Origin of the sequence: Pseudomonas migulae, assembly GCF_024169315.1 — a bacterium.
Classification (GTDB): Bacteria; Pseudomonadota; Gammaproteobacteria; order Pseudomonadales; family Pseudomonadaceae; genus Aquipseudomonas; species Aquipseudomonas migulae_B.
Genome location: NZ_JALJWR010000001.1, coordinates 995486 through 1013967 on the forward strand (window position 1 = coordinate 995486; position 18482 = coordinate 1013967).

Consider the following 18482-nt stretch of genomic DNA (forward strand, 5'->3'; position numbering starts at 1 on the left):
TATGCCGCAATACGCAATTGTTAACCAGGACTTACAAGTTCTTTATATCTCTGAAACAAGATCTGACAAGTTTCGTTCTGTCGAAGTAACAGATGTTGAGGCCGAAAATATGAGGCACGGCATCATGAATGAGTTCAATTACGAGTTAATCGAGCCGCAGATGCTGTTCAGCCGAATTATCAAAAGGAAGGCGGCTGACTGGGCACCAGTACGCACTAAGCGGGATGGTCTGCTCAGAGATGCTGACAATTACGAGAAGATTCTCAATGATAAGCAAATACTTGGGCAAAATGTGACTTCAGGACGCCTGAAACTTGCTGAGTACAGAGAAGCTTTGCGTAACTGCCCTGAACTGTACGATCTACCAGAAAACGTAAAATATCCAGACAACAAGTTCATGTTTCAATAAATACATTGCGTTTAAATGGCGCTCATATTTAAAATGTACAACATATAGATACTAACTCTTTCCTACTTTTCACGTAACAACGCGCAAAATGCAGGAGAAATAATGGAATAAGGCATTCGAATGGATTTCGAGCAGAGAAACTTGGCGCAGTCACAAAGCTACTTGAGCGCAATGAAGCAGGCAGAGTGGACGAACTGGACTGTCCAGAAAACAACTTCTGAAGGCCTAAAAGCGAGTGGCTGGGTGTATCTCGCCATTAAGATGATTTCCGACGCCATTTCAAGTGTCCCAATCGTCGTTTACAACCCCAGCGGCAAGATTGAGTGGAATCACCCGCTGACGAAGCTGTTCGGCAAGCCGCATCCTGACTTTTCCCGCGCCGACCTGATGAGTCTGATGGCCAGTTGGTCGCTGCTGACTGGCATGTCCTACCTTCGAAAAGTTTCGGGCGCACGCAATCAGACCCGCGAATTGTGGCCAATCAGCCCTGACCGCATTGCCCCCATTGCATCGGCAGATAACAGCTTTCTACTCGGTGGTTACGAAATCCAGATCAACGGTGGCAGATCTGTTTCCATCGACTACACCCGTGAAAGCGTGATACGCATTTGCCCCATTCAAAACCCTTCGAATCCCCTGCTCGGCCTTTCTCCTCTGATGGCTGCATCACGTGCGGTTGATCTGGATTCTGGCATGCAGAATTGGAACAAATCACTGCTGCAAAACCGTGGCAATCCCGACATCGCAATAAGCGTAAAAGGCGATGTGACTGATGCCCAGCGTCAAAGCGTAATCAAATCGATAATGTCGAAATTCAGGGGCTCTGCGAACGCTGGAAAGCCGCTGGTGTTGTCTGGAGAAACGACGATCACCCGGCTGGGTCTGACGGCGGCAGAAATGGATTTTCTTGCTTCACGCCGTTGGAACAGGGACGAAATTCTCGCCATCTTCGGCGTGCCATCCCAACTTGCCGGTGCGATGGAATCGAGCAGCTATAACAATTACGCTGAGGCCAAGCGGATATTCTGGATCAACACCGTGCTGCCTTTGCTGAACAAGCTCATCGAGGCGTTTAACAATTCGCTTCACGATGAGCTGAGCGAGGGTTACTACATTGGCCCCGACCTCTCCGGCATCGATGCTCTGAGCGACAGCCAGGACGCCAAGCTGGATCGCGCAGGCAAGCTTTTCAAAATGGGCATACCTGTGTCCATTATCAATGAACGATACGAACTCGGGATCGCACAGTACGAAAACTGGGACAAGCCTTTCGGTGGCCGCGCAGCGTCATCGGATACGGCTAACGAAGATCGCTCCCTGGTGCGGCTGGAGAAGCGCGGCGAGCAGAACTGGATGCTGATGCCTACTGAACTACGAAGCCTCGACAAAGAGCTTGAGCGCAGGGAAGAAGTCGCCCAAAAGCACCTAAAGCCAGCCTTCGGTTCCATGCTCGATGAGCAGCGTGATTTAGTGTTTGGCCTGCTTGATGACAACGAATCCATCGACGGCCTGGAGGATCAACTGCTCGCCATCTCCGAGGCACACATCGACGGTATTCGTAAGCTTGCAACCGAGGCTGCCATAGACGCAGGTAATGCCGTTGTTGTTGCCAAAAAAGAAAGGCGTTCGTTGCCAATTCAGTTCCGTGACGACAGCAACGTTGCTACACGTGTTGCCACCCTTCTAGCTGCCGAACAAGTTATTGAAATTGAACTGGGCTTCCTCAACACCAGCTCGTTCGAAATCCTCACAGCCTTGATTACCGATTCGAGAAAAGAGAACGAAACGGTGCAACAGCTCAAGGATCGGCTGACTCGTGGTGGCCACTTCAGCCCTGATCGGGCACTGAGAATAGCTCGAACCCTCACAGGGGCTGTCAGCTCGCTCGGCCAAATTGCTAGCGCAGAGGAAGTCGGAGCGAAGAAAAAGATTTGGAACACCAGCGGTGGTGCTCGTGATGGGCATGCTGCCAGAGCTGGGGAAAAGCGGGATATCGATGCCAGATTTAGTGCGCATTACGGCGGATCGCCGAGATGGCCTTTGGATTCTTCGACAACGACGAAAGACCGGGTTAATTGCCGTTGTTCTTTATCTTTTTCTGAATAATTACTTTACGTTTTAATATGTATAAATTACAATTAACCAATATCTCAAAGATTGAGAGAAATACTTAGAGTATGAACATGGAAGTTAGAAGTTTTTTACCACAAGAGGTCCGTGCTGACAGTGAGACGCCTGGGAAATTCTCGGGCTATATTGTCACATGGGCCAGCATCGATTCTTATAACACCACTTTCAAACGCGGCTCTTTCAAGAAAACCCTGTCTGAGCGCGGCTCGAAGATCAAGCTGCTTTGGAATCACGACTTTGAAGCGATGCCAATTGGGGTAGTGACCGAAATCCGTGAAGATGACAAAGGTGTCTACTTCGAAGCTCAGCTTTCGCTTGCGACAGAGCGTGGCAAAGAGGCTTATCAACTGATGCTTGATGGTGCGATTGACACGATGAGCTTTGGCTTCCGTGGGATCAAATCGGCTTTCAACGCGGCAGGCGTCAAAGAATACACTGAGGTCGCACTATCTGAGATTTCCCCAGTCAATTTCGAAGCTAACGAGACAGCAACAATCGACTCCGTACGCTCTGAATCTGATTCGACTCGGGCAACCAGCTTCTCTGAAACGATTGACCTGAACGAGCTGTATTCACGAGGCAATCGCCTGCGACATGCCTTACTCCAAACGCTTGAAGATATTTCCTGGCAGCTCAGATTGCCCGAGGAGATAGTCGAAGCTACCGGTGCTGCCTTCGATGAATGCCGTACTGCCTACCTTGAATGGCTCAACAAGCTGTATGAGGCCGAGCCTGGGTTACGTGGCGCTCCTGATGCTAACGACCTGTCAAAAGCCGTCCAGGCCATGCTTGGCGAGCAAACAGTTGAAGAATTCACACAAACCTCAAGGTTGACACTTGAAGAAATTCGATCACTTCGCCGTGGCATCGTGCCAGCCGAAGTCGATCCAAAACTCATTGGCGACGATGAGGTCCGGCAACTTGTTGCCAAAGAACTAACCAAAGCCGCAGCAGTTATCTCGCCCGCACTTCCGGTTAAGAAGAAAGCCCCCGAGCTTTCGATTGAAACACGCTCGCTCATTGAGAGCTTGAGTGTATCGCTTAAAAATTTAACCACTAATTAACATTACGAGATATTCACATCATGGAAGAACAATTGAAGGAACTGCTGGCATCCATCCAGAATGCCGAAGCTGAGCTACGTGCTCGTGGCAAAGACAACACTGATCAGACCGCTGCTCTGAAAAAAGAAATCGAAGAGCTGCGAAATGCTATCGAAGACGTGACCGTGAAACTGAATCGCCCAGGTGGTCTTCAGTCCGCAGCGAACGATCCTGACGTAGAAAAACGCGCTGCTGCATTCGTTCAGTTTGCTCGCGTTGGTGACATCGCTGAACTGCGTACCCTGTCGGGAGCGACGGATGAAGAAGGCGCTGTGTTTTTGCCTGCTGACATGTCGAAGGAAATCAAAACCAAGGCTTACACACTCAACGAAATCCGCACCCTCTGTTCTGTAGGAAAAACTGGCCGTAACCGTGTTTATCTGCCGTCCCTGTCGCGCCCAAAAACAGGCTACGGCAACGTGACTCCAACTGAGGAAGAATTGCACGCAGGCGCTCAGACACTCGACGTGCATACCGCAAAATCGCTGGTTGTAATTCCAAACGACAGCCTGAGCGACAGCGCGTATGACCTCGTTTCAAAGCTGATCGACCTCTTCTCCGAATCCCTTGCTGAAGAGGAAGGACGCGCCTTTGCCATCGGCACCGGCACCGGTGAGCCAATGGGTGTAGTTTCCGTAGAAACTAAAGCTAATGCCGTTACATCCGCTGAAGTTGGTCAACTGGGCGCAACCCATGCGGATGCAATCGCGTTGATCAAGAAGGCCTTCTACAAGCTGCGTAAGCAATACCGCAGACGCGCCGTGATGCTGTGCAACAGCCAAACCGAAGCGTTCCTGGATTCGTTGCGCGACGCAGATGGCCGCAAGCTGCTCACCACCCAAGGAGAGATCAGCTACTTCGACGGTATCCGCATCGTCACCGCCGAAGATCTGGACGATATCGCAACTGGGAAATTCCCAATCGTTATCGGTGACCTCAAGCACTTTGAAGTCTACGACCGCGAAGGCATGGCTGTTAAGCGTCTGACCGGGGGTAACTACGACACCTCTGACACCGCTGGCTTCCTGTTGAAGGCGCGCCACGCCGCTGGTGTAACGATGCCAGAAGCATTCGTGCCAGTGAAGATTAAGTGACGGACAGCCCCGGCCACCGAGCCGGGGTTTCTTCAAGGATGAAGCACCATGATTGTTGAATACGAAGACGTTAAACCACTGCTGCGTTTAGAAAAAAGCGGTGCTGATAAATACCCTGTCCTACCTACGATTTTGGAACAAGTTTCGGCGGCAATCGAGAATCACTGCCAGCGCTTTTTCCTGCTCGATGAGTACGTCGAATCAGAGTATTTCGAGGGCCGAGAGATCCCCCTGAAGGCGCTGCCAGTTAGCACCATTAAAGCAGTCTCAGTTGATGGAAAAAGTCAGGCTTTAAACTGGCGTATCCGGGGTGATCGAATTGTATTTCGGGATCACATGGATGGTGTCTACAAGATCACCTATAAGGGCGGCTTCGATGAGCTTCCGCCTGATGTTAAGCGTGCAGCCGTGTTGCAGGTTTGCCATGAATTTCAGCGCAGCGACCATATCGGCTCGACCTCCGTTACCGATCCTGGCGGCACTGTTGAGTACAGCGGCCAGCTCGCACTTCTGAAGGAAGTCGTTCGCCTGCTCGCTCCCTACCGCAATTTTGCAAAGGGGGGCTGGTGATGTTTGAGACACCTGAACGGGCTCAAGGGCCAATTGATTACAAACTGCTTGCGCTGGAGCTGGGGGAGGTCCTCGGGAGTCGGCAGGCTGATTGGGAGGAGAAGCATTCTGCACACCATAAAGCGCTTGATGAGCTGTTGCCGTATGCCCCGTTGATCCGCGAAATGGCGGAGGAAATGCGGGAGCGCCGTGAGCGCAGAAAACGCATGTTCGAGAAAATTACTGGTGCGCTGATCATCTCAGGTTTGCTAGCGATTTTTGGTTTCGTTGGCCGGTACGCGCTAAGTGAAATGCAAGAGACAACCAAGGTGCCAGGACCGGCGCCGATTAACAGACCGCAGGGAAGCTAAAATGCCGCAATTTTCAAAAGTAAGTCAGGATAGGCTGAGCACGTGTCACCCACAGCTCCAAGCATTGATGAACGAAGTGATCAAGCTCACAGACATTCTTGTGATCGAAGGTCATCGCGGACAGGAGGTCCAGGATAAGGCGTTTCGTGAAGGGAAATCGAAGCTGAAGTGGCCTCAGGGGAAGCATAATTCTTTGCCCTCCCTCGCCGTCGATATTGCACCGTATCCGTTGGATTGGAGCGACACGCCTGGCTTTCACCGGCTGGCCAAAGTGGTTCTGGAAACCGCCGAATCGATGGGAATCAAGATTCGCTGGGGTGGCGATTGGAACGGGAATGGAAGCTCGAAAGACGAGAAGTTTTTGGATCTGGTCCATTTCGAGCTGAAAGGCATTTGATGGACAGGATGCTGCCTCGACCGTAGCATCCAAAACTTGCTTTGCTCACGTTCAGAGGGATCTAAATTGTTTCTACGATTCGGGAAAGAATTTGCGGACGCCGAGCTTGGCATGCTGACTGAGCTACTGGATATTCTCGACACAAAGCTGTCCGAAATCCATCGACTCATCTCTGCTTCCGCAGATCCAGATTCAGAGGGGCTGTGCGACAAAGGCGAGTACTTCATTGGTGTCGGCTTCGTTGCCATCCAGCAGTACCTGACAGACACCCTGCTCTTCACCGGCATCGATAGAGTCACAGCATTCGCTCTCGGCCCTACTCACTCATCCAATATCTCATCCATCAATTTGATCAACTCCGCAGCAAACTGGTGGAAGCATGAATCAGAGTGGGTGAACGCCGGGATCGTGCCGAAAAACGGCCAACGTACCTACGATAACATCGCCGAGGTTGCGCCTTCGAACGGTTACGAGCTGTCGAACACACTGGCCGCTATCTGTGGGCCTGAAAGTCTGACTCTAACTTCCCTGATTCCTCTTCTGATTGAATGGCGCGCAGCCGTAGATCAGGCCAGGACTCCTTCCCGACCGAGCTAAGCCGTAGACATGGAGACGTGATGTATCAGCTCTTGCAGCTTCTCAATGATTCATACCGCACCATCGCGAAAGACATGGACGCTTGGTTCAGGGATATTCCATCGGGCGCGGCGTGGAACGTGTACTCCGACTATGCAATTGGCAACAACAAGAAAGCCAACGACACCCTCTCGTTCGTAATCAACCTCCAGCACGACACAGATGCCGCTATCTGCGAGTACATAGCAGCCGTTGCACCTAGTGACATCAAGTCCACGCGGACTGCTTCGGAGGGGTTGATCCAGTACCTGAACTGCCCTGTCTGCTTCAGCATCACCCATGTTGTTGCTCGCGACTCCAAGCTTCTTCGTCACTACATTTCTGACGAGAACATGACTGATTTCATACCCGACATGCGCAACCTGATCGCGATGTGGGCAGCGAACGCTCCAGTCAACGCAGAATATTACAAGCGAGTTGACGCCGCTCTCGCCGAATTCGCCAAGGATATGAAGAAGAAAAACTTCAGTTCAGGTTTGGCACGCCAGGTTCACATCACGGCAGCCTTGGCAGCTGGAGTTTTTGCACATCTCGATTTGATCAAATCCCCGAAACACATCCGCTGGATAAGTGACCGAGACGCGATTTTCGAGCGTTACAACCAGCTGGCGTTTGATCTTGGATATGTTTACTTCCAGCTGCTTCGCACCACCCATGACAAGCCTTTTGACCCGAACCTGCCAAATTTCATTTTTGCGCTGCCTGGGATGGATGGGGTGCATGACTACAACGAGCAAATTCGGCTACCTGATTATCTCGCTGGGACCATCGCCGATCTGGCCTTGGAGAAAATCGAGTTCACACATGACAAGTTCCACCCGATTTTTGCTGGTGCATTCATCAACTCGAAGAACAACGCCATCATCGAAATCAAGGGCGACACGGAGCGTCTTACCACTAGGCGACTGACCTACCAGTCGGACGAAATATAGGGCATGGTGCTAGTGTCTTGGTTTCCAGATGCAGGAGGTGCGGCGTGCAGATTCTCCCAGGTGAATCCTTGAGCATTTCTGAGCTGATTGCGAAAAAGCAGGATGACGGTGCGCGGAAGATCGAAATCCTGAGAGGCCTCAGCGATGAAGAGCGCAAGGCTTTGAACGAGCGCTCCGCTGCCGAGTGCTTACGCATTTCTGCTGAATTCGGAAAAAGCAGGCGCTTTGAATTTGGTGGGAAGGTTTGAGCTGCGATGTAGGAGTAAGATCGCTGGCCAGCTACCGCTGAAGGGGACCAGCGGACTCAAGGCGGGTAACCCTGGCCGCTTTCTGCCCCCAGGCAGGTTGGATCGATCAGGCAGCAACACTGTTAGTTTCTTCCCTGGAATTACAAACAATATCTTGTTCTATGAGCATGCCGTTCTCGCGTAGCAACTGCTTCATTTTCTCGATTGAGTTCATGACCTTCAGTCGTGTTCCTGCAATGCGGGCAGTGGCTCTGCCGTTGTCCTCTTTCATGACGAAAATCCAAACTGGTGAACGCATGTTGCCCTCAGCGTAAATCCTGCCGCTAATGCGTTTACGACGAACAAACGCACCGCCGCCTTTGTCGCTCAGTTCGTAAAACCCAACAACAAATTTCTGACCGGCGTTTTTCTCTATAAACTCTTTTCTTGATTTATATGCTTGCATTTTTGCCTTTAAATTCCACATGACTTCTTTCTCCATTAATTATAATTAATTATAACATACAAAACCATTTATTTACGCTCGCCGCGCATTTAACCGTATATATTCAAGAAAATATTCATTAAACTAAGAAAATATTTAGAGCAGGAAATATGGCGAACGAAACAATCAAACTCATTGGCTTAACCGAAGCATTAAAATTCATTAATCAGCTCCCCGGCGAAGCTGCTTTGAGCGCAAAAAAGATCTTTGCTGATACCGCCATGAGCGTTCAGAGACAGATGGCGCAGCGTTCCATGAATGGCCCACTCAACGCCCGTACCGGCGAGCTGGGGCGATCCTGGAAATTCAGCAGCTTCGGTACATCCCTCGGTGACATCGGCTCCAGCACGTTTACGACCTCCCCCTACGCTGCCATTCACGAACACGGCGGCGTCATCAGGGCCAAGCGCGCTTACCGAGGCCTTCCAGGTGGCCCGTATCTCAACATCCCCTCCAAAGCTAACCAGACCGGCGCTGGAGTCATGCGCCGGTCTGCCAGAGATGTGTTCTCTGCTGGCGGATACATTGTTCGAATCAAGAACACTGGCAAAGCCAAATTCGCCGTGATTCAGAACGGCAAGGCAATGTTTTGGTTGGTTAAGGAAGTGAAAATCCCTGCCCGGCTTGGCTTTGAGGAAACCGCTACAAAAGAAATCCCAACACTACTTTCAAGACTCAAAGGACTGAAACTCGAATGACCAACGTACCTGTAGAAACCCAAATTCTCGATGAAATCGAACGTCGCCTGAGGCAAATCAGCAAAGCAAAAGGATTCTTCACTGACGAAATCCGTGTCGTTCGAGCTGGCCTTCAGCCCTTTAGCGGCAAAGATATGCCTGCGATCAACTATTGGTCTAGCGGCGATCAACTGCTCGAATCCACAGGATTCGTAGAGCTGCGTGAGATGGAGCTAATGGTTGAGTTCTATGACAGGCACGGAGAGATGCCGTTGAACGACAAGGCCAATCTGCTCTCAAGCGATGTCAAGATCGCCCTCCACCGAGACCCTGCACATCCAGAACGCATAAGCACAAAGCTTGGTGGACTCGTGGAGAGTGTGACTGTTCGCAGCGCTATTCCAGCTATAGGTGACGAAAGGTCTGCGTACTGTGGAAGTGTAATCACTCTTGCCGTTCGCTATAGAGTAGATGCGCGTTATCCCTTCACTCTTTTACGTTGATACTTTACGCTTTAATATGTACTTTCAATTGAATGCGTTTTATAATACGAGAATTAAAGCTGTACTAATCGAAATCAAGGAAGCTTCGCTTTATGGATAATCAGTTACTGCAATACGAGTCGGGTCAAAATTCGTTTCCAATGAGTGAATTGGATAATTCCGGCGATAACAAAACGTTTCAATCTCAGGCTGATCAGTTTTCTGGTGCAACGGGCTTTGCACCTGTCGTAATGCCCAATGGCATGCTGACTGGCGGGCAGATCTCTGTCGGTACTGGCTCGAACAAGGTCAAAGTAACTGCCTCTACAGCCAACCTCGCTGGGGTTAAAATTGTCGTTCCAGCATCTGAACTGACCGTTACACGGGCTTCTGGCGGTACTTGTATTACGGCTTCCGTAACGATTAACGCTGCTGGTGTTTATGAAATCGTTGCGGGCTTGTCAGGGCCTGCTAGATCCGACATCAGAGGCGCTGCCGGTGGACCTGCATTTATCCCAGTTGACTCTATTGAAGTAGGCCAAATTGAACTGAACTCAACTGCTGCTGCACCAGTAAAAGACACTGAAATAAAGCAAAGCCCTGGTTTGAATCGGGAAGTTGCAACTTCTCCGGTTTACAGCGTTGACTCTTCCAACGGCACTGTTAGTTTTGTTTCAGATTTGAAGCTAATTCATGTCGGTGGAAAGCCTAAAAAAGTCTTTGCGTCATATGCAGAGCCAATCTTCGCGGATGTGGATCTCGCATCTGATTACCAGCCAAGTGAGGAGTCTTTTTCGGTTTCATCATCCCAGCATTACGGCGGCACCGTGGGTACAACGTCAAAATCTCTGAATGGAGCTAGCTTCAAAGCTTTTCTAAATGACGGAATTTCAGATCCGCTAATCAAACTGCGCGGGCAGAAAATTTGGTTTCGCTTTTATCCTGACCGGTACACCATGAACTACATACTGGAACAAGGGATTTTGGGCTGCTCAAGGAAGTTCCCACCGGGCGCTAAAGTTGAAGCTGATTTTACGATTTCCCCGGAAAAATCCTCCATAAACGTGGAGGTCTGATCATGGGTTTTGACGTTACAGCGTTTAATAAGGCGAAGATGGAGAATGCTACGGCTGAGCTTCATCTTCCGTCTCTTCAGCAATTCTTTGGGGAGGATAAGCCAATCTGGATCGTTCGCGGTATGACGCATACCGAAATTTGCCGCATGCAAGAAACTAAGCACTCAGACAAGCTCCTGAACACTGCTATCGCTGCTGTAGCAGGTAGCGAAGAAGACAAAGCGAAAATCATAAGAGAGTTCGTTGGTGATACCAATGGTATCCATGAGTCGACTCGAAGATGCATCGAGCAATTAGTCATGTGTTCCGTAGCACCGAAAATTGATCGACCTATCGCAGTTCGCCTGTCTCAGTTCTACCCAACTGAATTTGATGCTTTATGTCGGAAGATTTTCCAGCTCACTGACGATGGGCCAACCATTGCAAAAAAAAAGCAATTGCAGCCTATGACTCGCTAAGACCAGATTTGTTTCTTTGTGACGGACGAAAGCGATTCCTTTTCGAAATTCGTGCGGACCTGATTCCGGAAGGCTACCTGACTGAGTTTGAGAGACAGCTGTGGTATTTGTTTTATGCAGAGCGCAAGGAAGCGCAAAATTAACAGGACGTTGACATGGCAGATGTAAGTAAAACTATCGAAATCGCTTTTAAAGGAATCGACAATCTAAGCCCGACAGCAAGGAGTGCCGGTGATGCGCTGTCTGGATTTTCGAGAACCAGTCAGTCCATTACTGGCCCACTTGCGGGTGTAGCCGATGGCGTCCTGAAGCTAAATTTTGCCTTGTCCGCTCTCGCCGTGGCAGTTATTGCTTATACGACAAAACAGGGCATGGAGCTTCAGGACTCTCAGTTCGACTTGCAGAAACAACTCAAAGACTCTGAAGGCTCGGTATCTCAATACTCAGGCAAGATCGAAGCATTGGGTACAACGTTTGGAAAATCTAACGCAGAAATCACCAGGGCTGTTGGGGTCTTCAGTCAGGCTGGTTTCAGCATCAGCGACTCCCTAAAACTCGCAGAGGTCTCTTTGAAAGCGACCATCGCTGGGGATATGGAGCTGAAAGATGTAACGGAAAAGCTGATCGCATCGATGGCTGGATTTGGCATCAAAGTCAAAGACACCGGCAAGTTCATGGACATCCTAAACAATGTTTCCAACAACTCGGGCGCATCCATGGCCGAGCTGATGGATGCGTTCGCGAAGGCTGGTAGCGCTGCCTCCGCTTCTGGTTTAAGCCTTGAGGAATACGCCGCATCAGCTGCAATGATTATTGAAGTAAACAGGTCCGGCTCTGAAACCGGCAACATGCTCAAAGCTGTTATTGCAAACCTGGCTAACCCCACCAAGGAGCAAAGCGAGCTATTCAAGAAACTGGGAATTTCCTTCACGGATTCTAATGGGAAGCTCAAAGATGGCTCCGTAATTCTGGCCCAATACGGGGTGGCTAACGCTAAGCTCACGAAAAACGAACAGCTTCGAAATAATGCAGTTGTCGCGGGCACTGAGCACTTTGCGACCTTTGGCACACTGTTCGCTGACGTGACCAAAAAAGCGAAGGTCTATGAAGCAGCAATCAATTCTGCTGGCAGCATGGACAAAGAATTTGCAGTCGCAAAAACGAAGGCCTCGTTTGCACTGGACGGCTTCAGCGCTTCGTTAACCAACCTTTCTGCCAAAATTGGCCTGAAATACATCGAAGAGACGAAAGGCGTCATCGGGGCCAATGCGTCGCTCGTAAACTCGTTTTCAACAGTCGTTGATGGTGCCAATTTCTCCAAGCTGCTTGGCATTGTTAAAGAGTTCTCTGGTGCCGTCGCAGGTGAAATCAACAAGCTTGCAGCCTCATTTCCAAAAGCTTTCGAGATGGTCAACCTCGATGGTTTTCAACGTGCCCTGAGAGATCTTCAGGCTTCGTTGGGCACTGCCTTTAGCATTGATCTCAACGACCCAAAAGCTGTCGCGTCTGCAATCCAATTCGTCGTGGATAGCATCGAATCTCTAGTTGATGTCACCTCCGGAATGGTTAAGCAATTCGGCAACGCTTGGACGCAAATCAAGGCGGGAATCCAAGCTTTCAACGGTTTGGACATTGCCTCGAAGCAAAGTAGCGGAGAGATCCTGGGCATAGCAAAAGTAGCGAACACCGCGTTGAAGGCTCTTGAGGGTCTTGGAGATGGTCTCTCGGCTATTGGTACTGGACTCAGTGCATTGGCTCTTGGGGGCGTTGTCAAAAAACTGCTCGATATGAACGACGGCGCAGGCAAAAGCAAAGCCTCTGTCAAAGGTCTGGCTGACATGTTTGGCACCCTTGGAACCGGAGCAGCTGTTGCTGGTGGAAAGGTCATTGATGCGCTGAATCCAGAGAAATGGAATCTCAAAAAACTCAGCACCGGATTGACTGATCTGATGGGAAAAATGGGCGGTCTCAACGCGCTCACGAAAGCCGGGATTTTTGGTGCAGCGGCAGCAGCTGGTGGCGCTTCAGGAATTTGGCTGTACGAAAATGTTGAAGTTGTTCGCAAAGGCATGGATGGCTTGCGCGACAGCGTGATGAACTATTTTGGCTACACAAACGAAGCTCAACTGGCAACTGAGCTTCTAGCTGACAGTTTCAAAAACGCAGCCCCCATGATCGAGAAGTACAAAAATGAAACTGGCGATACAACCATCACAATGGAAAACCATCGAGTAAAGCTTGATGCGTGGATTGCCAAGAAAAAAGAAGATTCCGAAGCCACCCTGAAAGCCGCTGCCGCGATGAAGGAATCCGGGGATAAGACAAAGGAATCCACTGAGAAGCTAGAAGAAAACAAGACAGCCCTCGATGAGTCATCAAAAAGCGCCGAAACGGCAGCATCCAGCACTAAAGAATTGACACTTCAAACGTCTCTTTTCAAAGATGTAAAAATTACTGATTTCCTGAAAGAAATGAACGACGGGATGTCCCAATCCGCTGGCGTAGTCGCCACATTGGGCGGACAGTTTAATGGAATCGGTGACCGTCTAAACACTCTCAACGGACTGTTGGTTAACTCGGGCCATCTATCTAAAGAAAACGCAGCAATTCTTAAAGAGCAGATCGAGGATGAGCGGGAATATCGGTCTGAGACGATTGCGATGCAGAAGGACAGCAACGATCTCTATGTAGAGTTTGGCGAGGTGCTTCTCGATATTGGTAAATACTTTAAAGAGTTACTTGGCATACAGGACGATACTACTAAGTCAGCTACAAAAAACAAAGAGGCTACAGACAAACAAGTGGAGTCTCTTAAAAAGTCTGGAGATAGTGCCTCTTCTACTGGCTCCAAAATGAATCAGCTGAAATCATCCATAGCCGGAGTGGCGAGCGCGTCTCAGCAAGGTATGGGCTCAGGAATTGATGACATCAAATCCTCTGCTGAAATGGCAAAAGCATCTATTGAAGGTCTGAGCAGCTCATTCTCTTCAACTGGCGATAGGCTTAACAACCTAACTGACGCTCTACTTAAACTGGACGACAGTGACACCTGGGCTCGCGACGATATTATTGATGCGATGAAGGAAGAGACCAAAATGAGGTCTGACTTAAACGAAGAGACACTTTCATATTCGAAGACCTTAAGGGAAATCGCTGATATCAAAAGAGAACTTTCCAAAATCCAACTGGAAGAACTCAAGAACCCCAACTCCCGCAAAACTGAAATAAAGATATCCGCTGAAGGACTCGAACCTTCGTTAGCTATGGTTTTAACCAATATAGTTGAAAAGGCCCAAATTACAGCCACTAGGGAAGGTCAAAACTTATTGATTGGGCTTAGTAAGTAACGATATAATTTACAACGTATTAGTTATCAAGGACGATTATGCTTGCATTACATTCACAAGGATTTGACGAAAAAGGAGTTGTAATTCTCGACATCGACTACGAGACATCTTCTTTCGGGGAAACGTCTCGGCGACGTTCTCGCGTACAGACCCTCGATGGGGGCTATGTGGTCGAAGATCGAGGAAGCTCTATTCAGGACCGCAGCTTCAGTCTGACCTTCAGTGGTTCTGAAGAAACGGTGTCAGCTGTGCGTCGGCTAGTTCAGCTCTATCCACAAATACTGGTCTCTTCGATCCATGGCTTGTTTCGCTGCTCCGTTGAAAAGCTAAACGAGGGCACCACCATGTCGTACTTAAACCTCGATGTGGAGGAGCAGTATGCCTAATCCAGCAGAATACGGACTATTCCTATCCGGTGGCCCGACGAACACAACCCCCCTGCTCTCAACTGGTGGTGCTATCAGTGCGAAGCAGGTTTTCTCGATGCTACCTGTCTACAACATCGGCAAGCCCGCTATCACAGCACTTGTGATCCTTGAGGCTGTTGGCATACCGGCTGCGACAGATATCGCGCTCAGCTTCGTCAACAACGTGCTAACGGCAAACTACTCCGGCAACGCTGCGTCCGTGACCCCGATTGGCAATGGACTGTACACGCTCTCATTTGCAAGCAACCGCTACATCAACGTGCAAGTCACGGATGCTGCCCTGCTCGGCTCTTCAATAAGTTCAACCGTCGTGCAATTCAGCTATTCGAAAAATGCCTTGTTTGACGACGTGAGCAGTGACGAAGCTACCGTGGGCACGACTGATCTGCGCTTCGTTTATTTCAAGAATCTTGGCTCTGTAGCGGTTACGAATGTTCGCGTATTTTTCGAGCAGTCGGCTGGTGGCGACCAATTTCTTGTAGGTCTGACAGCCGCTGATATGAGGGCCTATGCGAGCCTCACTGACAGTCTACCGCTGGGCCCAGTTCCAGCAGGCGGAGCCTCTGGGTTTTACGTCAAGCGAGTAGTGCCTGAGAACATCACCAGGGGCAGCAGCGAGAACATCGCTCAGCTCAAATACTTCGTGACCGTGCCATGATCGATACCGCTTGCTCGCTGTCCATTAGTTACAAAAACGAGAGAGCACTTGTCTTTGGTGAGCTTGAGATATCCTATGCGTTGTCGAATCGACGCACGATTATTGACACTGCAAGAGAGTTGCGAGTTACCTACGTTGTTGACGTTGCGACAACTGCTGGCACCCTTCGGATTCCAATGCAGAGCTTCCAAACCAACCTACGTAGTGACGCTCTGTCTACCCTTGTCGTTTTTGTCCCAGGAGGCACAGCTTACAAAGGGAAGGTATTGGCCGGACAGATGATGTTTGTGTACAGGGCTGTCAAATTCACAGACGGAACAGAAATCGAAACTGAAATAAGTCGTGCAAAAATCACCGACGTAACCCCTTCGCTCTCTCCAAACAAATCAACAATGACGATATCTGGCACATACGAGTACGCAAAACCTGCCTCCCCAAAATCCATCTCACTGTCTAATATAAAATATGTTGCGTTTTATGGTGACGAAGTAACCATAAGATCGAACACCAACTCAGATCTCCAACCCGGAGACATAGTGAACTATGACGGTACAGATTATGTAGCGATGAATATTTATATGGGCGTAGAAATCTCGACCAGTGAATTGGAGGTGCGCTGTGCTCCCAGGTAGAGTCATTGAGCGGGTCTCGAAATTTAGGTACGTCGTTGAAGTCCGCTCACTTAGTGCGTACGTCACTGCAACTTGCTGGTCGCTGTCCACTGCTGACATCTTCAATGTTGGCGACATTGTGGCCGTGCTCACGCATGCGTCTGATCCACGCCTGCTTACGTTCGTAATTACGAAAGGCACGTTTTCTGGCCAAGCTGAGGCCGTCGCAAGCCCCATGGAGAACAGTCCCTGGGGATGGCTGAACAACCAGCTCAACCTAGGCTGGACTCAGGTTCGCAAGCCCAAGTATTGGTTCGGTGTGATCGACAAGCTCTCCGACGACCACAGGTTTGCTGATGTCGTGCTTTACGGATCGGGTAATTTTGGCGAGCGAGGTGGGATCAAGATTTTCCCCCATGACAAGAAAAACTGGACCCGAGTCCCTATCAAGTACTTCGGCGACAATGCCTTTTTCAGCTTCGAGACGGGTGATCACGTTGTTCTAGATTTTGCGTTTACGAATTCTCCGACGCTTATTGGCTTTGCCCAAGAGCCTAGGCTACGAGAAATTGTTGGTCAGATAACCGTATACCACATCATTTCTATCGGCAGATTTTTTAACGCAGTTGGCGTTGTTGACGATAAGCACATCTCAACTACCGACAAAGATGGAAAAAAAATCCCTTACGACCCGTGGAAAGGTCCATTTTACGCATTTGCACCGATCAACTACGGTTATAAATACAGCGGAAGTAATTATATTATTGACGTTCGCCGGACTTACTTCACCCTTGACAACAGGGACTACTCCTCGGCTTTGGATGGCTCAGCAACTCTATATACATACGGAAACGGTATCAATTTAATTACCGAAACTGATCTGATAGCCAAAAAACTCGCCACCTACAGGGATTATGACGAATACACCTTTTTGCACTCGAACGGCTATCGAGAAACCCGATATTTATCACGATCATTTAGCACGTTCTTCCATAGCGTTCAAAAACCAACTTATCAATATGGAAAAGATTACGAACTGGGCGTGCGTTATGATGCCGTACCATTTTTTACTGGATTACTAGACTCACCTTACTTACGCAACAGAAAAGATTTAGATATAATATTCTACAGAAGAAGCGTAGGAAGAACCTTGGAAACTAGTTGGTATGTTGATAAGTACTCCCCAATGCTGACAATGGAAGGCTACTTTATAAGGAAAGAAGAGTAAGCATATGGAAAGCAAGGATGTTTGTTCCAGAACCAGATGGAAAACAAGACGTTTAATGGCATGGATTAGTTTATTTGCCCTAATTGGCATCGCCGCAGGCTCGTTTTTATTGCCTGAAAACATGGATAAATCGACAAGCGTATTGAACACGCTGATTTTTGCGTTCGGTGGCATCGTTACTGGATACCTGGGATTCGCGACACTCGATGATAAATGGCATAAAAAGGCTGATCCAGGAGCCGGGGTGTGACTCGTTTTTTGATTGGCGTTGTAGCCATTCTTCTCGTGTTGACCGGTGTCGCGTTCTGGCAGTCATCCCGCAGCGATAAAAAGGCTCAGGGTCTAGCGGAAGAACTGGCTGCATCGCGGTTTAATGAACGCGGAACCAGGCTTTACGCAGAGGGCCTGGAGCGTGAATTGGATATCAGCGAGAAGGCCCTGCTGCTTCGGGATGCCCAATACAAATCCGTTGCCACCAAGCTGGACAAAAGGAAGAAAAATCTTATGGAGATCAAGGATGATGCGTGTTTGGATAATCCTGTGCCTGCCGATCTGTTTGGCAGCGTGCAGCACACCCAAGGTTGAGTATGTGCCCCAGGAAAGGCTCCTGAAGCCTTCTCCCCTGCTCTACCAGCTCACTGACAGCCCAGGAACCGCCAATATACAAACGTGGCGTGATGCAGCCTTCAGGCTCTTCGATTACGATGCAGCGCTTGATCAGTGCAACGCTGACAAGCTCGCGATCAAGTCATGGTCCGAGGCGCCTAGGTGAGCCCTGGGCTTTTTGGCAACAACCCATCCCGGCGTTGCCGAAGCTGGCCAGCGGTTTATAGTCTTGGGTACTCCTCCTGGCGCAGGCTGCCGTCATGATCAAAGTCACGGTTGATTCAGAATGCCGAATTCAAATTCCGCAACACCTGCGCGATGCGTTTCCTGCTGGATGCGCTGTCAGCATCGAAGTAGATCCCGAGGGTCGTCTTCTCATCTCTCCCCACAAATACTCTCTGGATGAGCTGCTGGCTGATACGCCACCAGATTCAATCATCCGTGAATGGGAAGCCATGCCTCCGGTAGGAAAAGAATCGAAGTAAACGGTCGCTGCCCATCAGGTTACTCGTCTCAATGCTCTTGGCGATTGCGTAATCCATCCTATACTGTATAGAT

General features: G+C 49.5%; 24 protein-coding genes. 23 read left to right on the forward strand and 1 reads right to left on the reverse strand.

Annotated elements, in window-relative coordinates:
* Nucleotide 1 precedes the first annotated feature (1 nt).
* From J2Y86_RS04540 to J2Y86_RS04585, 10 genes are all read left to right on the forward strand, one after another.
* The gene (locus J2Y86_RS04540) at nucleotides 2-409 is read left to right on the forward strand and encodes a phage tail assembly chaperone (RefSeq protein ID WP_253428516.1); all 408 of its coding nucleotides are present in this window, start codon (nucleotides 2-4) and stop codon (nucleotides 407-409) included.
* A gap of 120 nt (nucleotides 410-529) precedes the next feature.
* Nucleotides 530-2515, forward strand: coding sequence for a phage portal protein (locus J2Y86_RS04545; protein ID WP_253428518.1), 1986 nt, complete (start codon nucleotides 530-532; stop codon nucleotides 2513-2515).
* 77 nt (nucleotides 2516-2592) lie between these two features.
* Complete coding sequence (locus J2Y86_RS04550; RefSeq protein WP_253428520.1) at nucleotides 2593-3603, forward strand: HK97 family phage prohead protease; 1011 nt, start codon at nucleotides 2593-2595, stop codon at nucleotides 3601-3603.
* Nucleotides 3604-3623: 20 nt separating this feature from the next.
* Nucleotides 3624-4736, forward strand: a complete 1113-nt coding sequence (locus J2Y86_RS04555; RefSeq protein ID WP_253428522.1) for a phage major capsid protein — start codon at nucleotides 3624-3626, stop codon at nucleotides 4734-4736.
* 48 nt (nucleotides 4737-4784) lie between these two features.
* Nucleotides 4785-5306, forward strand: a complete 522-nt coding sequence (locus J2Y86_RS04560; protein ID WP_253428524.1) for a hypothetical protein — start codon at nucleotides 4785-4787, stop codon at nucleotides 5304-5306.
* Entirely contained in the window at nucleotides 5306-5656 is a 351-nt protein-coding gene (locus J2Y86_RS04565; protein WP_253428526.1) for a hypothetical protein, read from the forward strand. The genes J2Y86_RS04560 and J2Y86_RS04565 overlap by 1 nt, the downstream gene beginning before the upstream one ends.
* 1 nt (nucleotide 5657) lies before the next feature.
* Complete coding sequence (locus tag J2Y86_RS04570) at nucleotides 5658-6053, forward strand: M15 family metallopeptidase (RefSeq protein ID WP_253428529.1); 396 nt, start codon at nucleotides 5658-5660, stop codon at nucleotides 6051-6053.
* A gap of 111 nt (nucleotides 6054-6164) precedes the next feature.
* A complete protein-coding gene (locus J2Y86_RS04575) occupies nucleotides 6165-6650 on the forward strand; it encodes a hypothetical protein (protein WP_253428531.1) in 486 nt (161 codons plus the stop codon).
* Between the two features lie 20 nt (nucleotides 6651-6670).
* Nucleotides 6671-7621, forward strand: coding sequence for a GCN5 family acetyltransferase (locus J2Y86_RS04580; protein WP_253428533.1), 951 nt, complete (start codon nucleotides 6671-6673; stop codon nucleotides 7619-7621).
* A 44-nt stretch (nucleotides 7622-7665) separates the two neighbouring features.
* Nucleotides 7666-7869: a hypothetical protein gene (locus J2Y86_RS04585; RefSeq protein WP_253428535.1), complete on the forward strand. Its 204-nt coding sequence runs from the start codon at nucleotides 7666-7668 to the stop codon at nucleotides 7867-7869.
* A gap of 106 nt (nucleotides 7870-7975) precedes the next feature.
* Here the strand turns inward: J2Y86_RS04585 and J2Y86_RS04590 are convergent, their stop codons facing one another.
* A complete protein-coding gene (locus J2Y86_RS04590; RefSeq protein WP_253428538.1) occupies nucleotides 7976-8335 on the reverse strand; it encodes a hypothetical protein in 360 nt (119 codons plus the stop codon).
* Between the two features lie 128 nt (nucleotides 8336-8463).
* On the opposite strand from J2Y86_RS04590, the gene J2Y86_RS04595 reads away from it, so the two are divergent.
* The 13 genes from J2Y86_RS04595 to J2Y86_RS04650 all read left to right on the forward strand — a co-directional run bounded on the left by J2Y86_RS04595 (nucleotide 8464) and on the right by J2Y86_RS04650 (nucleotide 18409).
* On the forward strand, nucleotides 8464-9051 hold the full coding sequence (locus J2Y86_RS04595) for a hypothetical protein (protein ID WP_253428539.1): 588 nt from the start codon (nucleotides 8464-8466) through the stop codon (nucleotides 9049-9051).
* Nucleotides 9048-9533, forward strand: a complete 486-nt coding sequence (locus J2Y86_RS04600; protein WP_253428542.1) for a hypothetical protein — start codon at nucleotides 9048-9050, stop codon at nucleotides 9531-9533. The genes J2Y86_RS04595 and J2Y86_RS04600 overlap by 4 nt, the downstream gene beginning before the upstream one ends.
* A gap of 92 nt (nucleotides 9534-9625) precedes the next feature.
* Nucleotides 9626-10588, forward strand: a complete 963-nt coding sequence (locus J2Y86_RS04605; protein ID WP_253428544.1) for a hypothetical protein — start codon at nucleotides 9626-9628, stop codon at nucleotides 10586-10588.
* Nucleotides 10589-10590: 2 nt separating this feature from the next.
* The gene (locus J2Y86_RS04610; protein ID WP_253428546.1) at nucleotides 10591-11046 is read left to right on the forward strand and encodes a hypothetical protein; all 456 of its coding nucleotides are present in this window, start codon (nucleotides 10591-10593) and stop codon (nucleotides 11044-11046) included.
* A gap of 155 nt (nucleotides 11047-11201) precedes the next feature.
* On the forward strand, nucleotides 11202-14393 hold the full coding sequence (locus J2Y86_RS04615; RefSeq protein ID WP_253428548.1) for a phage tail tape measure protein: 3192 nt from the start codon (nucleotides 11202-11204) through the stop codon (nucleotides 14391-14393).
* Between the two features lie 38 nt (nucleotides 14394-14431).
* Complete coding sequence (locus J2Y86_RS04620; RefSeq protein ID WP_253428550.1) at nucleotides 14432-14779, forward strand: hypothetical protein; 348 nt, start codon at nucleotides 14432-14434, stop codon at nucleotides 14777-14779.
* Complete coding sequence (locus J2Y86_RS04625) at nucleotides 14772-15479, forward strand: hypothetical protein (RefSeq protein ID WP_253428551.1); 708 nt, start codon at nucleotides 14772-14774, stop codon at nucleotides 15477-15479. The genes J2Y86_RS04620 and J2Y86_RS04625 overlap by 8 nt, the downstream gene beginning before the upstream one ends.
* A complete protein-coding gene (locus tag J2Y86_RS04630) occupies nucleotides 15476-16111 on the forward strand; it encodes a hypothetical protein (protein ID WP_253428553.1) in 636 nt (211 codons plus the stop codon). The genes J2Y86_RS04625 and J2Y86_RS04630 overlap by 4 nt, the downstream gene beginning before the upstream one ends.
* Before the next feature lie 118 nt (nucleotides 16112-16229).
* Nucleotides 16230-17318, forward strand: coding sequence for a hypothetical protein (locus J2Y86_RS04635; protein WP_253428555.1), 1089 nt, complete (start codon nucleotides 16230-16232; stop codon nucleotides 17316-17318).
* 4 nt (nucleotides 17319-17322) lie between these two features.
* On the forward strand, nucleotides 17323-17568 hold the full coding sequence (locus J2Y86_RS04640) for a hypothetical protein (RefSeq protein ID WP_253428557.1): 246 nt from the start codon (nucleotides 17323-17325) through the stop codon (nucleotides 17566-17568).
* Complete coding sequence (locus J2Y86_RS04645) at nucleotides 17565-17903, forward strand: hypothetical protein (RefSeq protein WP_253428559.1); 339 nt, start codon at nucleotides 17565-17567, stop codon at nucleotides 17901-17903. Before J2Y86_RS04640 ends, J2Y86_RS04645 begins: the two co-directional genes overlap by 4 nt.
* The gene (gene lysC / locus J2Y86_RS30330; RefSeq protein WP_437180678.1) at nucleotides 17839-18090 is read left to right on the forward strand and encodes an Rz1-like lysis system protein LysC; all 252 of its coding nucleotides are present in this window, start codon (nucleotides 17839-17841) and stop codon (nucleotides 18088-18090) included. Before J2Y86_RS04645 ends, lysC begins: the two co-directional genes overlap by 65 nt.
* Before the next feature lie 94 nt (nucleotides 18091-18184).
* Nucleotides 18185-18409, forward strand: a complete 225-nt coding sequence (locus tag J2Y86_RS04650) for an AbrB/MazE/SpoVT family DNA-binding domain-containing protein (RefSeq protein WP_253428561.1) — start codon at nucleotides 18185-18187, stop codon at nucleotides 18407-18409.
* The last annotated feature ends 73 nt before the right edge of the window (nucleotides 18410-18482 follow it).

What these genes read in the sequence shown, in the direction of transcription:
- J2Y86_RS04605 (WP_253428544.1), top strand. Translation starts at nt 9,626, where the DNA reads ATGGATAATCAGTTACTGCAATACGAGTCGGGTCAAAATTCGTTTCCA.
- J2Y86_RS04580 (WP_253428533.1), top strand. Translation starts at nt 6,671, where the DNA reads ATGTATCAGCTCTTGCAGCTTCTCAATGATTCATACCGCACCATCGCG.
- J2Y86_RS04550 (WP_253428520.1), top strand. Translation starts at nt 2,593, where the DNA reads ATGGAAGTTAGAAGTTTTTTACCACAAGAGGTCCGTGCTGACAGTGAG.
- J2Y86_RS04560 (WP_253428524.1), top strand. Translation starts at nt 4,785, where the DNA reads ATGATTGTTGAATACGAAGACGTTAAACCACTGCTGCGTTTAGAAAAA.
- J2Y86_RS04555 (WP_253428522.1), top strand. Translation starts at nt 3,624, where the DNA reads ATGGAAGAACAATTGAAGGAACTGCTGGCATCCATCCAGAATGCCGAA.
- J2Y86_RS04610 (WP_253428546.1), top strand. Translation starts at nt 10,591, where the DNA reads ATGGGTTTTGACGTTACAGCGTTTAATAAGGCGAAGATGGAGAATGCT.
- J2Y86_RS04595 (WP_253428539.1), top strand. Translation starts at nt 8,464, where the DNA reads ATGGCGAACGAAACAATCAAACTCATTGGCTTAACCGAAGCATTAAAA.
- J2Y86_RS04620 (WP_253428550.1), top strand. Translation starts at nt 14,432, where the DNA reads ATGCTTGCATTACATTCACAAGGATTTGACGAAAAAGGAGTTGTAATT.
- J2Y86_RS04570 (WP_253428529.1), top strand. Translation starts at nt 5,658, where the DNA reads ATGCCGCAATTTTCAAAAGTAAGTCAGGATAGGCTGAGCACGTGTCAC.
- J2Y86_RS04590 (WP_253428538.1), bottom strand. Translation starts at nt 8,335, where the DNA reads ATGTGGAATTTAAAGGCAAAAATGCAAGCATATAAATCAAGAAAAGAG.
- J2Y86_RS04575 (WP_253428531.1), top strand. Translation starts at nt 6,165, where the DNA reads ATGCTGACTGAGCTACTGGATATTCTCGACACAAAGCTGTCCGAAATC.
- J2Y86_RS04630 (WP_253428553.1), top strand. Translation starts at nt 15,476, where the DNA reads ATGATCGATACCGCTTGCTCGCTGTCCATTAGTTACAAAAACGAGAGA.
- J2Y86_RS04540 (WP_253428516.1), top strand. Translation starts at nt 2, where the DNA reads ATGCCGCAATACGCAATTGTTAACCAGGACTTACAAGTTCTTTATATC.
- J2Y86_RS04565 (WP_253428526.1), top strand. Translation starts at nt 5,306, where the DNA reads ATGTTTGAGACACCTGAACGGGCTCAAGGGCCAATTGATTACAAACTG.
- lysC (WP_437180678.1), top strand. Translation starts at nt 17,839, where the DNA reads ATGCGTGTTTGGATAATCCTGTGCCTGCCGATCTGTTTGGCAGCGTGC.
- J2Y86_RS04650 (WP_253428561.1), top strand. Translation starts at nt 18,185, where the DNA reads ATGATCAAAGTCACGGTTGATTCAGAATGCCGAATTCAAATTCCGCAA.
- J2Y86_RS04600 (WP_253428542.1), top strand. Translation starts at nt 9,048, where the DNA reads ATGACCAACGTACCTGTAGAAACCCAAATTCTCGATGAAATCGAACGT.
- J2Y86_RS04625 (WP_253428551.1), top strand. Translation starts at nt 14,772, where the DNA reads ATGCCTAATCCAGCAGAATACGGACTATTCCTATCCGGTGGCCCGACG.
- J2Y86_RS04615 (WP_253428548.1), top strand. Translation starts at nt 11,202, where the DNA reads ATGGCAGATGTAAGTAAAACTATCGAAATCGCTTTTAAAGGAATCGAC.
- J2Y86_RS04640 (WP_253428557.1), top strand. Translation starts at nt 17,323, where the DNA reads ATGGAAAGCAAGGATGTTTGTTCCAGAACCAGATGGAAAACAAGACGT.
- J2Y86_RS04545 (WP_253428518.1), top strand. Translation starts at nt 530, where the DNA reads ATGGATTTCGAGCAGAGAAACTTGGCGCAGTCACAAAGCTACTTGAGC.